13 protein-coding genes are annotated in these 15,577 nt (G+C 58.8%); 1 reads left to right on the plus strand and 12 read right to left on the minus strand.

What is annotated here, in order from left to right; all coding sequences use genetic code 11:
* Window positions 1-4: 4 nt before the first annotated feature.
* The 11 genes from ACWHXD_RS12420 to ACWHXD_RS12470 all read right to left on the minus strand — a co-directional run bounded on the left by ACWHXD_RS12420 (window position 5) and on the right by ACWHXD_RS12470 (window position 13,834).
* Window positions 5-1,138, minus strand: a complete 1,134-nt coding sequence (locus ACWHXD_RS12420) for a type VI immunity family protein (protein ID WP_238344618.1) — start codon at window positions 1,136-1,138, stop codon at window positions 5-7.
* On the minus strand, window positions 1,083-1,844 hold the full coding sequence (locus tag ACWHXD_RS12425; protein WP_499084051.1) for a VRR-NUC domain-containing protein: 762 nt from the start codon (window positions 1,842-1,844) through the stop codon (window positions 1,083-1,085). Before ACWHXD_RS12425 ends, ACWHXD_RS12420 begins: the two co-directional genes overlap by 56 nt.
* Before the next feature lie 127 nt (window positions 1,845-1,971).
* A complete protein-coding gene (locus ACWHXD_RS12430; RefSeq protein WP_138763610.1) occupies window positions 1,972-3,528 on the minus strand; it encodes a type VI immunity family protein in 1,557 nt (518 codons plus the stop codon).
* A 2-nt stretch (window positions 3,529-3,530) separates the two neighbouring features.
* Window positions 3,531-4,409: a VRR-NUC domain-containing protein gene (locus ACWHXD_RS12435; protein WP_138763611.1), complete on the minus strand. Its 879-nt coding sequence runs from the start codon at window positions 4,407-4,409 to the stop codon at window positions 3,531-3,533.
* Window positions 4,410-4,419: 10 nt separating this feature from the next.
* Complete coding sequence (locus tag ACWHXD_RS12440) at window positions 4,420-5,976, minus strand: type VI immunity family protein (protein ID WP_032892198.1); 1,557 nt, start codon at window positions 5,974-5,976, stop codon at window positions 4,420-4,422.
* Between the two features lie 2 nt (window positions 5,977-5,978).
* Complete coding sequence (locus ACWHXD_RS12445; RefSeq protein WP_238344620.1) at window positions 5,979-6,740, minus strand: VRR-NUC domain-containing protein; 762 nt, start codon at window positions 6,738-6,740, stop codon at window positions 5,979-5,981.
* Window positions 6,741-6,856: 116 nt separating this feature from the next.
* Window positions 6,857-9,223, minus strand: coding sequence for a type VI secretion system Vgr family protein (locus tag ACWHXD_RS12450; protein ID WP_138763612.1), 2,367 nt, complete (start codon window positions 9,221-9,223; stop codon window positions 6,857-6,859).
* 36 nt (window positions 9,224-9,259) lie between these two features.
* On the minus strand, window positions 9,260-9,949 hold the full coding sequence (gene icmH / locus ACWHXD_RS12455) for a type IVB secretion system protein IcmH/DotU (protein ID WP_032892195.1): 690 nt from the start codon (window positions 9,947-9,949) through the stop codon (window positions 9,260-9,262).
* A gap of 319 nt (window positions 9,950-10,268) precedes the next feature.
* Window positions 10,269-11,492, minus strand: a complete 1,224-nt coding sequence (locus tag ACWHXD_RS12460) for an NADH:flavin oxidoreductase/NADH oxidase family protein (protein WP_138763613.1) — start codon at window positions 11,490-11,492, stop codon at window positions 10,269-10,271.
* A gap of 205 nt (window positions 11,493-11,697) precedes the next feature.
* The gene (locus tag ACWHXD_RS12465; RefSeq protein ID WP_044273390.1) at window positions 11,698-12,192 is read right to left on the minus strand and encodes a DUF934 domain-containing protein; all 495 of its coding nucleotides are present in this window, start codon (window positions 12,190-12,192) and stop codon (window positions 11,698-11,700) included.
* A complete protein-coding gene (locus ACWHXD_RS12470) occupies window positions 12,176-13,834 on the minus strand; it encodes a nitrite/sulfite reductase (RefSeq protein ID WP_003190712.1) in 1,659 nt (552 codons plus the stop codon). Before ACWHXD_RS12470 ends, ACWHXD_RS12465 begins: the two co-directional genes overlap by 17 nt.
* 426 nt (window positions 13,835-14,260) lie before the next feature.
* Here ACWHXD_RS12470 and ACWHXD_RS12475 point away from each other — a divergent pair, with 426 nt between their 5' ends.
* Window positions 14,261-15,328, plus strand: coding sequence for an ABC transporter substrate-binding protein (locus ACWHXD_RS12475; RefSeq protein ID WP_032897471.1), 1,068 nt, complete (start codon window positions 14,261-14,263; stop codon window positions 15,326-15,328).
* Here the strand turns inward: ACWHXD_RS12475 and ACWHXD_RS12480 are convergent.
* Window positions 15,325-15,543 carry a DUF2970 domain-containing protein gene (locus ACWHXD_RS12480; protein ID WP_032892193.1) on the minus strand — a complete coding sequence of 73 codons (219 nt, stop codon included), beginning with the start codon at window positions 15,541-15,543 and terminating at the stop codon, window positions 15,325-15,327. The genes ACWHXD_RS12475 and ACWHXD_RS12480 overlap by 4 nt on opposite strands.
* Between the last annotated feature and the right edge of the window lie 34 nt (window positions 15,544-15,577).

Here is a 15,577-nt window from a genome sequence, read left to right on the forward strand (position 1 = left end):
CTGGTCAGCGGCGCAAAGGTTTACGCGGGAGCTGGTGCTTGGCTGTGAGCAATCGCGATGCTGGCGTGGGCCAGTCGCTGTCGGTATCGAAACGTGCCATCCAGCGGCGGCTGTCGGCGTCGGTAAAGCGCTCGTTTGGGTCACCGTCCCATTGGCCGAAGCCCAGTAAACCCAAGTCGTCGTAACGGATGGGCTTGAGCAGCCTGTTCAAGAGCATGGGCAGTTCCGGCACGCCGAGTTCGACAGGGTACAATTCGGGCTGTTCGCCCAGCTCGATCCACTGGCCGCTGTGCAGTTCGGTGATGCTGATGCGGGGGTGAGCGATTGCGTTGCGTACCTGTTCGCCGGTCAGGTCGAGCTTTTCTCGCCAGTGATCGGAGAGCAGGAAGGCCCAAGTGGGCGGGCGGATGCCATTAGGCAATTCGTCGTCCATGCCATAGGCATACTCAATATCAAGTCCGTAGAAAGCTGGCATAAGCGCTCGCTCCCAGGTAGTCACTTCCGCCCGGGTGCCATATTCCATCGGATTGGCCATGGCGAAACCGCTATAGACCTGATGGGCCTTGAGCAGGTCAATGGTCTTGAAGACGAATTGTCGCCAGGCATCGCGATTGTCCTGCCACCATTGCCAGCGGTAATAGAAAACAACCCAGGAGTAAGCCGATTTTTTCCCGGTACCTTCGTGCCTGCTACGCCAGAAATGGCCCGATGTTGTGGGTGAACTGGCATGGTTTGCTTCGTCGGTAAACCAGAATTCGAAGTAATCGTTTGCATCGACATCCATCGCTTGCATGCGAAGGTCGAACTCCTCCTCGGGGTAAGGGTGCGGACGATCTGTGTCTTCGTGCATGGTCATGGTGTAAGGATGACCAAGCAGGCGTTCGAAGGCTTCGTGAATATCAACCATCAGCAGGGCGATATCGACTTGGTTGTCGGAGTTGGGGGGGAAGTAAAAGCTGATGAAGGGACTGACGCTGTGCGATGCGAGCTCTGTTCCGGATTCAGAGTTTGGCCACTCTTTTAATAACTCGATAAACAGATCTCTTTCTTCAACGGTAAACAGTTCATGTGTTGTGGTCATATTATTTCTTTTTCCTTGCTTGTTCATTGGGAGTGGATTTTTTTTGATCTGCTTCAAAACCCACGCAGTCTTCCGGAACCCTAAGCAACGCCACTTTTTCCTTGCCAATTTTCGCCGGATTTATTCCCGTCTCAGGTGTCATGAGGGTCACATACCTTTTCATTTGTTTTGAAACTGCCCAATCGCCCGGAAACTTGATCTCCACCGCCGCAAACACATTCTCGGTTTCAAACGGCTCTTGCCGGTACTCAACCACCACCAGATCGGTCGCCAGCAAACCCTTCGGCCGTGGCCAAAAAGGCTGCACGGCACTGCCAAACCGTTTGGGCCGCGTAATGGGCTCGCCCAGCAACGCCTTCTTGCTGTTGCCGTTGTAGTTGGGTTCGGCCTTGAGCGGGCTGCGCCACTCCAGTGCCTCGTCCACGGCTTCAAAAAACAACGAGGCGGTAAATTGCTTGAGGGCGATCTCGATGGTGGTCGGTACCGTATCGCCGGCAATTTTCTTGCGAATACGGCGCGGTACCTTGATCGGCATCTCCAGCGCGACGGTGCAGACTTGGCTGATCGCCGGGCGAAAAGGCACCATGCGTTCGATGTACTCCTTGAACGTGACGTTCTCCTGGCCTCGCCGAGAAACCGTGCTATTACCGCCGCGATCCACCACGGAAAAGGTTGAGCTCTTGACTTCAATTTCATGGGTCATTGCTTCGATAGTGGCGCGAAGGGTGTCCTTGATCTGCTTCCTGCGCTCGGCAATGCCCACCGCGAGTTGGGCCAGTTCGGCGGCGGTTCTGCTGTTTTCAAAAGCCTGGTTTGCCCGATAGGCGCGATAGGCACCGTCGATGATCCGTGCGACAGCTGGAGCTAGTGGGCCTGGCATCAGTCGACACTCATCTCTGCACCAGCCCTAACCAGCGCCAGACAACTTTTTCACCGTCCACGTGCGGCATCAGGGCGGCGTAATCGAATAGCCGCTCGGTACCGGGTTTGTAGTCACATACCCATTTCCCCGGATATGGGCAGGTTTCCCCGCTACGGGCGCGCATGCCGCTGACAGTCCATAACCAGCGTACTTTTTGGCCCTGATGTAACGGCAGCCGTTCGTTCAGCCGGACGGTGCACTCCACGCAGCGATCCGCCTCCATTTCCCAGCGACCGGCGCGGGGGGCGGCTTCGTGGCTGCAAGCGTGCCGGGCTGGCTCTGGGGGTGTCTGATCGGGATCGCGTTGCCACATTGCCAAGCTGCCACTGGACTGCTGGGGGAGCGTTGGCAGCATTTCCCCTTGCTTGAATTCGCGGCGCGAACCAGCAACGCCGGGCACAAGCCACCAGCCAGCTTTAGTGCACGTCATGCCTGCAACCACGCTAAGCGGTTGAGAGGTTTGGGCGGGGGTGGGCGGCTTTGGCTTGATCAATCGCGATGCTGGCGTGGGCCAGTCGCTGTCGGCATCGAAACGTGTCATCCAGCGGCGGCTGTCGACGTCGGTAAAGCGCTCGTTAGGGTCACCGTCCCATTGGCCGAAGCCGAGTAATCCGAGATCGTCGTAGCGAATGGGCTTCAGTAACTTGTTCAGGAGCATGGGCAGTTCGGGTACGCCGTGTTCGACGGGATAAAGCTCCGGCTGCTCACCCAGTTCGATCCATTGACCGCTGTGCAATTCGGTGATGCTGACGCGAGGATGGGCGAGTGCTTCGCGTACCTGTTCACGGGTCAGGTCGAGTTTTACGCGCCAGTGATCGGCTAGCAGGAAGGCCCAGGTGGGCGGACGGATGCCGTTGAGTAACTCGTCACGCATCGAAAACTCGTAGTCGATATCGAGCCCGTAGAAAGCGGGCGTCAAGGCTCTTTCCCATGTGGTAATTTCTGCTCGCGTGCCATATTCCATTGGGTTAGCCATGGCTAAACCACTGTAGACCTGATGAGCCTTGAGCAGGTCAATGGTCTTGAGGACGAACTGGCGCCAGGCATCGCGGTTGTCCAGCCACCATTGCCAGCGGTAATAGAATACGATTGAGGAATACTCTGTTCGCGATCCGTCAGTTCGATACCAAGTACGCCAGAAATCGCCCGATGTTGTAGGTGAACTGGCATGGTTTGTTTCGTCGGTAAACCAGAATACGAAGTACTCGTGTGGATGGGCTTCCATGGCCTGCCTGCGAAGATCAGGCTCTTCTTGCGGATAAGCATGAGGACGATCTGTGTCTTCGTGCATGGTCATGGTGAAAGGGAAGCCAAGCAGTTGTTCGAAAGCTTCGTGGATATCCACCATCAATAGAGCTACATCGCGATGGTTATCAGGAGTAGGGGGGAAGTAGAAGCTGATGAACGGGCTGACACTGTGGCGAGCGATTTCATCTTTACCCCAATCCGTGTTGGGCCATTCCTTCAATTCTGCAATAAACTCGTCACGTTCTTCGTCGTCAAAAAGTCTATGAGTCGTGCTCATGCTTACCTCCTGTTTTTTTGGCCTTTGGACGTTGAATTGTTCTTTTCATCTATTTCAAAACCGGTGCAATCTTCCGGCACCCGCAACAGCGCAACTTTCTCTCTTCCGATTTTGTCCGGGTTGACGCCCGTTGAGGGCTTCATCAGGTTCACGTAGTCCGTTATTTGTTTTTTTACTACCCAATCTCCCGGAAACTTGATCTCCACCGCCGCAAACACATTCTCGGTTTCAAACGGCTCTTGCCGGTACTCAACCACCACCAGATCGGGCGCCAGCAAACCCTTCGGCCGTGGCCAAAAAGGCTGCACGGCACTGCCGAACCGTTTGGGCCGCGTAACCGGCTCCCCCAACAAGGCCTTCTTGCTGTTGCCGTTGTAGTTGGGTTCGGCCTTGAGCGGGCTGCGCCACTCCAGTGCCTCGTCCACGGCTTCAAAAAACAACGAGGCGGTAAATTGCTTGAGGGCGATCTCGATGGTGGTCTGTACCGTATCCCCGGCAATTTTCTTGCGGATACGGCGCGGTACCTTGATGGGCATCTGCAGCGCAACGGTGCAGACTTGGCTGATCGCCGGGCGAAAGGGCACTTTGCGTTCGATGTATTCCTTGAACGTGATGTTCTCCTGGCCTCGCCGAGAAACCGTGCTATTACCGCCGCGATCCACCACGGCAAAGGTAGAACTCTTGACCTCGATTTCGCGGGTCATTGCTTCAATGGTGGTGCGAAGGGTCTCCTTGATCTGCTTCCTGCGCTCGGCAATTTCCACAGCAAGTTGGGCCAGTTCGGCGGCGGTTTGGGCGTTCTCAAAAGCCTGATTTGCCCGATAGGCGCGATAGGCACCGTCGATGATTCGCGCGACGGCAGGGGCTATAGGACCTGGCATCAGTCGACACTCATCTTTGCACCAGCCCTAACCAGCGCCAGACAACTTTTTCACCGTCCACGTCCGGCATCAGGGCGGCGTAATCGAATAGCCGCTCGGTACCGGGTTTGTAGTCACATACCCATTTCCCCGGATATGGGCAGGTTTCCCCGCTACGGGCGCGCATGCCGCTGACAGTCCATAACCAGCGTACTTTTTGGCCCTGATGTAACGGCAGCCGTTCGTTCAGCCGGACGGTGCACTCCACGCAGCGATCCGCCTCCATTTCCCAGCGACCGGCGCGGGGTGCGGCTTCGTGGCTGCAAGCGTGCCGGGCGGGTTCCGGGGGCGTTTGGTCGGAGTCGCGTTGCCAAAGCGTCAACCTTTCACTGGGTTGCGAGATGAGCGCGGGCAGGACTTCGCCTTGCTTGAATTCGCGACGTGAATCAGCGACCCCCGGGACAAGCCACCAGCCGGCTTGGGTGCATGGCATGCCCGCAATGATGCTCAGCGGCGCAGAGTTTTGTGCGGGAGCCGTCGGCTTGGGTGTGCCCAATCGCGATGCTGGTGTGGGCCAGTCGCTGTCGGCATCGAAGCGTGCCATCCAGCGGCGGCTGTCGGCATCGGTAAAACGTTCGTTTGGGTCACCGTCCCATTGGCCGAAGCCGAGTAATCCGAGGTCGTCGTAGCGAATGGGCTTGAGCAACTTGTTCAAGAGCATGGGCAGTTCCGGCACGCCGTGTTCGACTGGGTACAACTCGGGCTGTTCGCCCAGCTCGATCCACTGGCCGCTGTGCAGTTCGATGACGTTGATGCGGGGGTGAGCGAGTGCGCTGCGTACCTGTTCGCGGGTCAGGTCGAGCTTTTCTCGCCAGTGATCGGCGAGCAGGAAGGCCCAGGTCGGCGGTCGGATACCGCTAGGCAGTTCGTCGCGCATGCCAAAGGGGTACTCAATATCAAGCCCGTAGAAAGCCGGCGTGAGCGCTCGCTCCCAAGTGGTGACTTCCGCCCGGGTGCCATATTCCATTGGATTGGCCATGGCGAAACCGCTGTAGACCTGGTGAGCCTTGAGCAGGTCAATGGTCTTGAGGACGAACTGGCGCCAGGCATCGCGGTTGTCCAGCCACCATTGCCAGCGGTAATAGAATGAGATGGAGGAGTAATTGATTCGAGCTCCGTCAGCCTGGAACCGCCTGCGCCAGAAATGGCCTGCGGTCGTAGGGGAGGACGCATGATTCGGTTCGTCGGTGAACCAGAAAACGAAGGTCTCGCTTGGGTGAGACTCCAGGGCCTGCCTGCGAAGATCAGGCTCTTCTTCCGGATAAGCATGAGGGCGCTCTGCCTCCGGGTGTATCGTCATGGTGTAAGGGTAGCCAAGCAGTTGCTCGAAGGCTTCGTGGATATCCACCATCAGCAGGGCGATATCTCGATGGTTGTCAGGGGTAGGGGGGAAGTAGAAGCTGATGAAGGGGCTGACGCTGTGGCGGGCCACCTCATCTGTCCCCCAGTCTGTGTTGGGCCATTCTTTGAGCTCTGCAATAAACTCATCGCGTTCCTGTTCGTTAAACAGTCTATGACTCGTGCTCACGCTTACCTCCTATTTTTGTTGCCTATTGGTTTTGAATTTCTCTTTTCATCCGATTCGAACCCAGTGCAATCCTCCGGCACCCTTAAAAGCGCAACCTTCTCCTTGCCAACCTTGTTCGGATTGATGCCTGTTTGCGGAGTCATGAGCAGCACGTAATGATCGAGTTGTTCTTCTCTCACCCAATCCCCCGGAAACTTGATCTCCACCGCCGCAAACACATTCTCGGTTTCAAACGGCTCTTGCCGGTACTCAACCACCACCAGATCGGGCGCCAGCAAACCCTTCGGCCGTGGCCAAAAAGGCTGCACGGCACTGCCGAACCGTTTGGGCCGCGTAACCGGCTCGCCCAACAAGGCCTTCTTGCTGTTGCCGTTGTAGTTGGGTTCGGCCTTGAGCGGGCTGCGCCACTCCAGTGCCTCGTCTACGGCTTCAAAAAACAACGAGGCGGTAAATTGCTTGAGGGCGATCTCGATGGTGGTCTGTACCGTATCGCCGGCAATTTTCTTGCGAATACGGCGCGGTACCTTGATCGGCATTTGCAGCGCAACGGTGCAGACTTGGCTGATCGCCGGGCGAAAGGGCACCTTGCGTTCGATGTATTCCTTGAACGTGATGTTCTCCTGGCCTCGCCGAGAAACCGTGCTATTACCGCCGCGATCCACCACGGCAAAGGTAGAACTCTTGACCTCGATTTCGCGGGTCATTGCTTCAATGGTGGTGCGAAGGGTCTCCTTGATCTGCTTCCTGCGCTCGGCAATTTCCACAGCAAGTTGGGCCAGTTCGGCGGCGGTTTGGGCGTTCTCAAAAGCCTGATTTGCCCGATAGGCGCGATAGGCACCGTCGATGATCCGCGCGACGGCAGGGGCTATAGGACCTGGCATCAGTCGAGGTGTCCACTGTGTTGATCCAGAAATTCGTCGGGGAAAATCGCCTTGGCCTCAACGGGGGTGCCTTGATCATCAAGGGCCATCAGGTAGGGGGCCCAGGTTTCGGTGATTTGCTGATCCTCGCGCATGATTGCCTTATGGGCCTGCACGGGTTTGGCTGCCGGCGTCACCGTCCACTCAGTGCCGCCCAAGGGGCAGGTGCGGCCTTCGGCAAGCAGCGCCGTGCCATCGGTGATGCGATACCGATAGCCTGCGAAGGCACGTTGATCGTTCTTGAGCAACGTGTAGCGCCCCAGGAACGGTCCTGGCGGTACGGCAGGCAGTTGTGGAGTGCCGAGTGGGTTACCCGTTCCGATCGGATCTGTGGTCACAGGGCCTTTGATTCTGATGGCCAGTCCATCGAGCGTGATGCCATTGCCATCAATCGTGATGCTGCCGCCGGGCGCTCGCAGAATAAGGCGCTCGTTCGATGCAACATCGAATACTCGGGTTTTTTGCTCAATGCGCTGTCCTGTGTAGAGGCGGTAATGGTTGCGTACTGATTGTTCAGCATTGCCACCGATCTGCACCTGGTGATCAGCGGCGATCCTGTCATGTCGATTGTTGGCAATTTCTTCGACGCGGTCTCCACCGATGTCGATGTGGTGGTTGCGCCCTACTGTGTGTATTCGATCACGGCCCACTTGCAGATGCTGGTCTTGAGCGACAGCAATGTGTTCATCGTTGCCCACTCGTTCGCTGCGGTCATGACCGATTTCGATGTGCTCGTCATGCCCGACGTGTTCGCTTCGGTCGTTTCCTACGAAGGTAGTGTTGTTGTGCTTGATGTGGACGTTCTTGTCCTTTTCGGCATGGATGAACACCTCCTGATGGCCCAACTCATCCTCAAAGCGCAGCTCGTTGAAACCTGAACCCTTATGGGTTTGGCTCTTGATGGTCATCCGCGTCTTGTGCTTGGGCAACTGGTACGGCGGCAGATTGGTCTCGCGGTAGGTACGGCCCGTGGCGATGGGCTGGTCAGGATCGCCATCCAAATAGCCAATAATCAGTTCCTGACCGATTCGCGGCACGGCCATGGCGCCCCAGGTCGCACCGGCCCAACCCTGCGCCACACGAATCCAGCACGAGCTCTGATCGTTGTTTTTGTCCGCACGATCCCACGGGAATTGCACTTTCACCCGGCCCCATTCATCGCAATAGATCTCCTCGCCTGGAGGGCCGACCACCGTGGCAATCTGCGGGCCGTCGATGCAGGGTTTGTCGCGCAGCGGGGCTTTCCAGTCGGAGGTCCAGCGGATGGCGCTGGCGGTCATTTCATAAGAGGTGCCGTGGCCGCTGCCGAACGCCTCTTCCTGCAAGCTGGTGTGCTGTTTGCCTTCGTGGGTGATGGCGATGGTGCGCCAGCGGTCGTTGAAGTCTTCGCGGGGATGCTCGTTGAGGTCGAACGCCAGCCCCGGTTGCAGGCGCGCGTCGTCACCGGCCAGGTGCGCCAGTTTGGCGTCATTGCGCAGGGCGGTCAGCCGAGTCTTGGTGAAGGGTTTGCCGGCGATGTCGCGTTTGTAGCGGCCGGGGTAGTCGTAGCGTTCGTAGTCCTTGTGCTGGTTTTTCAGGTCCTGGTCGCCAGTGGCGGTGTGCTGTTGGTCGTAGCGCGGGTGGGTGAAGGTGTAGTCGCGTTGTACCTGGCGGGCGGTGCGTACTTGTTCGGTGTAGTGAAAACGGGTCAAGGCCGGTTCCGTGGCATCGCCGCCGGCCATGGGTTGGTAGATCACGGGGCAATGTTTGTGCGTGCCGATGGTACCCAGCCCGCCGACGCGGTCGGTGAGGACGAGGGTGTGGCCGTCGTCGCGGTGGTCGAAGGTGTAGAGCAGGCCCTCTTCGGCCGCGAGGCGGGCGATGAAGTCGAGGTCGGTTTCGCCGGCCTGTACGCAGTATTCGCGGGGTTGGTGCTCGAAGCAGATTTCGCGGCGCAGGTCGGTCAGTTTTTGCTCGGCCAACACGTTGGTGATGATGTCGGGCACGGTCTGGCCCTGGAAGATGCGCCAGTTGGAGCGCAGGTCGAAACGCGCCAGGGTCGGTTCGATGACGGCGGTGTAGCGGGTGCGACGAAAGCCGGTGTCGCCCTGGGTGAACAGGCTGACCAGGCCGTGCACATAGCGCACTGGGGTTTCGCCGTGCCAGATGGTGAACAGCCCCGTCAGGTCGAGCACGTTATTGAAGTCGATGGCCGCGTTGTGGCTGGCCAGTTCCAATTGCAGTTTGAAGGGCTGGGACAGGCCTTCTTCAAGCCTGAATGAAACCACATCGAAGGCATCGCCTTTCAAGGGCTCGAACGTGAAACGCAGGTCGCTTTGACGGGGCATGGCGTCCTTCCTGATCGGCTATTGATGAGTTGGGCGCTATAGCGCGAGGATCTTGTTCAGTGATACCAGCACTTCCTGAGTGAGAGCGTTCAGGCGCAGGGAATAGAACGTGTAGGCGACTATCAGCACCACGGCGGCCATGGCCCACGGCGTCCACAACGGCCAGACCCGTTTGATCCGATAGTTGCGCGGCGCGATGTTGGTCAGCGGGTCGGTCAGGCGCTTGGGTGTTTCGCCGCGCAGCGGGCGCAACAGGCCGTGCAACTGGTCGATGATTTTCTGGATTTCATCATCGCCTTTGGGATGGGCGCCGTATTTGCCTTTAAGGCCTGAGATCAGGCACTGGTACATGAACTCCAACACATGCTGGTACCTGGCTGCTTCGGGAATCATGTTGTTCATCACGATGAAGAATCGCTCCCCGCCCCAGGTTTCCTGGTGAAAGGCGTTTAGCAGCGAGTCTTGGCTCCATTCTGATGACCTCCCCCATGGCGTGCCCATCACCACCTCATCCACCAACAAGCAAAGGCTGTAGGAGTAAGCCTTGAGCATGCCGGCGTCGTAGTCGAGTTGGCTGACTTCCTCCATGATTGCAGTGATGTGGTTACGTACGGCTTGGTACAGCGCAGGTACATCATCATGCTGGGTCACACGGCGTATACGAATGACCAGGCCGATCAGCGGCGTGGCGGCATCGCACAGCGGGTTCCAGGCCACGCCGCGCATGTCGAATTCGGGATCCGATAACTGCGAGAGGACGTCAACCAAGGCCGGAGTCTCCGGCCTGGTTACTTGTGTGGGGGGAGTAAGAGGCTGTGGGGCTTGGGGATTTTGTGTGTATGACATTGGGCAAACCCTGTTCTAAAAGTACTGCTATTAGAAACTTCGGGGTTATGCGATGTCATGTCGGACGGGTTCGCTACGTTTCGTGGTTCTTGGATGTAAGAAATATCTCTTTTTCAATGCGCTTAATCGGATTTTCTTTGAATGAAACTATCCACGATGGCGCTCGGATAGTCAGGCAGCGCAAGATTTCGTTCGCAGCCTAAGACTTCATGCTTGCGCGATACTGCCGCGTACGCCGGGCTATAAACCACTGGTCACACACCAGTGCCAGCCAGGGCGCGACGTTGGGGTTGGGCAGGCGGCCGCGGCTCAGGCGGCGCATCTGGTTGCGCACCACGGCGAGGGTGGCGAGGGCGGCCAGGGGTTTGCGTTTCCATTCCATGGGCCGCAGTTGTGGGTTGAGGTCGCGACCTTCACGCCACTGCTTGAGCAACTGCGGCTCCAGGGTCAGGGCGGTGGCGATGCCGGCCATGGCGATGCCGCTGTCCAGTACCTGCTGGACCACCGGTAAACGGCGAATACCCCCGGTCACCATCAGCGGCATGTTGGCGACAGTTGCCATTTCCCTGGCGAAATCCAGAAAGTACGCTTCACGGGACAGGGTGCGCCCGTCCCGGGCTTCGCCTTGCATGGCCGGCGCTTCGTAGCTGCCGCCGGACAATTCCAGCAAATCGACCGGCAGGGTATTGAGCATCTCCACTACAGCGCGCGCATCGGTCTCATCGAAGCCGCCACGCTGGAAGTCTGCCGAGTTGAGCTTTACCGACACACAAAATGAAGGGCTGACGCTGGCCCGTACGGCACGGACGACCTCCAGCAGCAGGCGGGCACGGTTTTCCAACGAGCCGCCCCAATGGTCGGTGCGATGGTTGCTCAAGGGTGAGAGGAACTGGCTCAACAAATACCCATGGGCGCCGTGGATCTGCACCCCGGTGAACCCGGCTTGCTCGGCCAGGCGGGCGCTGGTGGCGAAGCGTTTGATGACGTCCTGGATGTCGTCTTCGGTCATGGCCTTGGGTTTGGCGAACATCTTGGAAAAACCGCCCATATCCAGCGCGATGGCGGACGGTGCCAACGCTTGCTGGCCCAGGTTGGCCATGGTCTGGCGGCCCGGATGGCTGAGCTGTACCCAGAAGTGCACACCCTTGGCCCGGGCTACGTCGGCCCATTCACGAAAACTGGCCAGGTGTTGATCGTTTTCCAGCGCGACACCGCCAGGGCCGGTCATGGCGCGGCGGTCGATCATCACGTTACCGGTGAGCAGCAAGCCGGGCTCGCCGTCGGCCCAGGTCTTGTACAACTGCTTCAATGCTTGGGACGGCGCCTGATGCAGGTCCGCCATGTTCTCTTCCATCGCGGCCTTGGCGATGCGGTTGGCGATGACTTGGCCGTTAGGCAGTTGCAGGGGGGTGAAGGGTGACATGGGTTAACTCCTGAGCAGGGGAGGCCTCAGGCTAAGCTTAAAGTTAACTTTAATGTCAAGCGGGAGTCGATCACGAAGGATTGACGGGCAGAACTGTAGGAGCGAGCTTGCTCGCGAAGAACGCGAGGACAACGCGCTCATTCAGGATGTCAGCGTTATCGTTCAGGTTTTTCGCGAGCAAGCTCGCTCCTACAGGGACAGGGTGTCAGCGGCGGCGGAACAGTGGCAGGGGTTCATCGGTGGCCGCTTGATAGGTCACCGAGAAATCCTTGAGACTTTCCAGCGCTTCATACGGGTCTTTGTCCGCGCGCAAGGCGAAGGCATCGAACCCGCAGCGGCGCAGGTAGAACAGCTGGTCACGCAGCACATCGCCAATGGCACGCAGCTCACCCTTGTAACCATAACGGTCACGCAGCAGGCGGGCGTTGGAGTAGTTGCGCCCGTCGGTGAAGGCCGGGAAGTTCAGGGCGATGACCTGGAAGTGCTGCACGTCATCACCGATTTCTTCGGCTTCTTCATCGGCGTCCAACCACACACCCAAACCGCCGTCGCGGGCCTTGAGGGCGTGGCCGTGCTCGCGCCACAGGGCCAGCGGCACGATCAGGTCGTCGCAGTTGGAAATGCCGTCGAAGCTCGCGTCCTTGGGCAGCAAGTGCCAGGTTTCGTCGACGACTGCGTTGTTCTTAATGATTCGCTGCATAGACGCGCTCCTTGAACAGGTCGATGCCGATGCGCTGGTAGGTGTCGATGAAACGCTCATCTTCGGTACGCTGTTCGATGTATACGTCGATCAGCTTGCCGATCACCTCCGGCATGGCTTCCTGGGCGAAGGATGGGCCGAGGATCTTGCCCAGGCTCGCATCGCGGCTGGCGCTGCCACCCAGGGACACTTGGTAGAATTCTTCGCCTTTTTTGTCCACGCCCAGGATGCCGATGTGGCCGACGTGGTGGTGACCACAGGCGTTCATGCATCCGGAGATGTTCAGGTCCAGCTCGCCGATGTCGAACAGGTAGTCCAGGTCGTCGAAACGGCGCTGGATCGACTCGGCAATCGGGATTGACTTGGCGTTGGCCAGGGAGCAGAAATCGCCGCCCGGGCAGCAGATGATGTCGGTCAAAAGGCCGATGTTCGGCGTGGCAAACCCGCCTTCGCGCAGCTCGCCCCACAGGGTGAACAGTTGGCTCTGCTCAACGTCCGCGAGGATGATGTTCTGCTCGTGGGAGGTGCGCAGTTGGCCGAAGCTGTAACGCTCGGCCAGGTCGGCGACCGCGTCCAGTTGCTTGTCGGTGATGTCGCCTGGCGCTACGCCGGTGGGCTTGAGCGACAGGGTTACTGCCACGTAGCCGGGCTTTTTGTGGGCCAGGGTGTTGCGGGTGCGCCAGCGGGCGAAGCCTGGGTGTTGCTGGTCGAGTGCGGCCAGCTCGGCGTCCTGATTGCTCAGGGCCTTGTACTCAGGGTCGACGAAATGCTTGGCGACGCGGTGTACTTCGGCTTCGGTCAGGGTGGTCTGGCCGCCGCGCAGGTGTTCCATTTCGGCATCGACTTTCTGGGCAAACACCTCAGGGGTCAGCGCCTTGACCAGGATCTTGATCCGGGCCTTGTACTTGTTGTCGCGACGGCCGTAACGGTTGTAGACCCGCAGGATGGCGTCGAGGTAGCTCAACAGGTCCTGCCACGGCAGGAACTCGTTGATGAACGCGCCGACCACCGGGGTACGGCCCAGGCCACCGCCGACCAATACACGAAAGCCCAGCTCACCGGCGGCGTTGTACACCGGCTCCAGGCCGATGTCGTGCACTTCGATGGCCGCACGGTCCGAGGTCGAGCCATTGATGGCGATCTTGAACTTGCGCGGCAGGTAGGCGAATTCGGGGTGGAAGGTGGTCCACTGGCGCACGATCTCGCACCATGGCCGTGGGTCGATCAGCTCATCGGCGGCGACGCCGGCAAATTGGTCGGTGGTCACGTTGCGCAGGCAGTTACCGCTGGTCTGAATGGCGTGCATCTGCACAGTGGCCAGTTCAGCCAGGATATCCGGCACATCTTCCAGGGCCGGCCAGTTGAACTGCACGTTCTGGCGGGTGCTGATGTGGGCATAGCCTTTGTCGAAGTCGCGGGCAATCTTGGCCATCATGCGCGTCTGGCGCGACGTCAGTTGGCCATAGGGCACGGCCACCCGCAGCATCGGCGCAAAGCGCTGCACATAAAGGCCATTTTGCAGGCGCAGAGGGCGGAACTCTTCTTCGCTCAGTTCACCTGCTAAGTAGCGTCGGGTCTGATCACGGAACTGCTTGACGCGGTCCTCGATGATGCGCTGATCGTATTCGTCGTATACGTACATATAGGTCCTGTTCTCGGCAAATCTGCGCGCACGGCCGCGCACTCCCAACGGAGCCGGCGCACGATAACAGTTTGCGTATATGCGCAAAAGTGATGTTTGGGTATATGTAAATAACCAAACTGACTAATGAGAACCGTTATCGTCATACCCACATTTGTCATAGGGACAAGTGTGGTCTTTACTGTGATCGAGTCTGAGTGCAGTCACCTATAAAACCGACAAGAGGCGATGCGATGAGTAATTCCACCAAAGCCCGCAAACCCGACAGTACCGTGGACGCCTGGGCAATCTTGTTCCTGATTATCCTGGTGGTCGGAACCGCGGTGTTCTGGGTCAGCCACCAGTAAAAGCAGCACGTGGATTGAGCCTCGATTGAATGTCTAATTGCCACTATCATGGCGATCTATGTTCAAGGTTCAGGCAACCATGTTGAAGGTTCTGATGGCGTGTGTGTGGTTGCTGGGGTCGGCGTACGGGGCAATCGCCCAGGCTGCGTCGGTGGTGTTTCTCAACCCTGGCTTGTCTTCGGAAACCTTCTGGGTCAGTTATGCGCAATTCATGCAGGCCGGCGCCAAGGACCTCGGCCTGGATTTGCGTGTGCGCTATTCCGAGCGTGACAACCAGGTCACCCTGGCCCATGCGCGGGAGGCACTGCTGGGCACTGAACGGCCCGATTACCTGGTGCTGGTCAATGAACAGTACGTCGCCCCGCAGATCATGCGCATGGCCCAGGGCAGCGGGGTGAAGTTACTGATCGTCAGCAACGCGCTGACGCCCGACCAGGTGCAGCTACTGGACGCCTACAACGATACCGGCTTGATCGGCACGATGGTTGCCGACGACGAGCAGGCGGGCTACCTGATGCTCACCGACTTGTTGCGCCAGCACGGCCCGGTCGCCCCGGGAACGACCCTTGACCTGCTGGCGTTTTCCGGCGTCAAGACCACGCCGGTCGCGCAGTTACGCGTGCAGGGCTTGCAGCGTGCCCTGGCCGAACACCCCGAAGTGCGACTGCGCCAGTTGGTCTATGGTGAGTGGAGCCGCCAACGCGCATTCGAGCAGGCCAGCCAACTGTTCAAGCGCTACCCGCAAACCGCACTGGTCTGGTCGGCCAACGACGAAATGGCGCTGGGTGCTATGCAGGCCTTGCAAGACAGTGGCCGCGTACCAGGCAAAGACGTGTTGTTCAGTGCCGCCAACAGCTCACCGCAGATCCTCGCAGCACGCCTTGATGGGCGCCTGAGTACCCTGGTGGCGGGGCATTTCACCCTGGGCGGTTGGGCCATGGTGTTGATTCATGATGAGGCCAAGGGGGTCGATATCGGCGCCCGTGGCGGTCGCAACCGCCAGCAAGCGTTGTTTCAGTTGATCGACGCCGCCCAGGCACGCCGGCTATCGGGCCCCCTGCCATCAGTGAATTTCCGCGCATTATCAGCGGTGGGCAAGCCTGCGTCCTATCGTTACCCGTTCAGCCTGCAACTGCTGTTGCGTTAAACCCCGGCCAAGTGCAGCACCAGCTTGACGATGCCAAACAGGGTCAAGGCAAACACCGCCGTGAACAGGATGCCCAGCAGCACAAAGTGGCTGGGCTTGCCGTGGGTGAAGTCACGCGCACGGTTCTTGCCGCTCTGCACGCCAAAGGCTGCGGCCATGACGCTGTGCAGCATTTGCCAGAAGGTCGGCGGTTTATTGTCGATTGGGTCGTCCATGCTTGCCTCGCGAGCCGGGTCATCCTACAGAGAA

This window comes from Pseudomonas fjordensis (assembly GCF_976987115.1).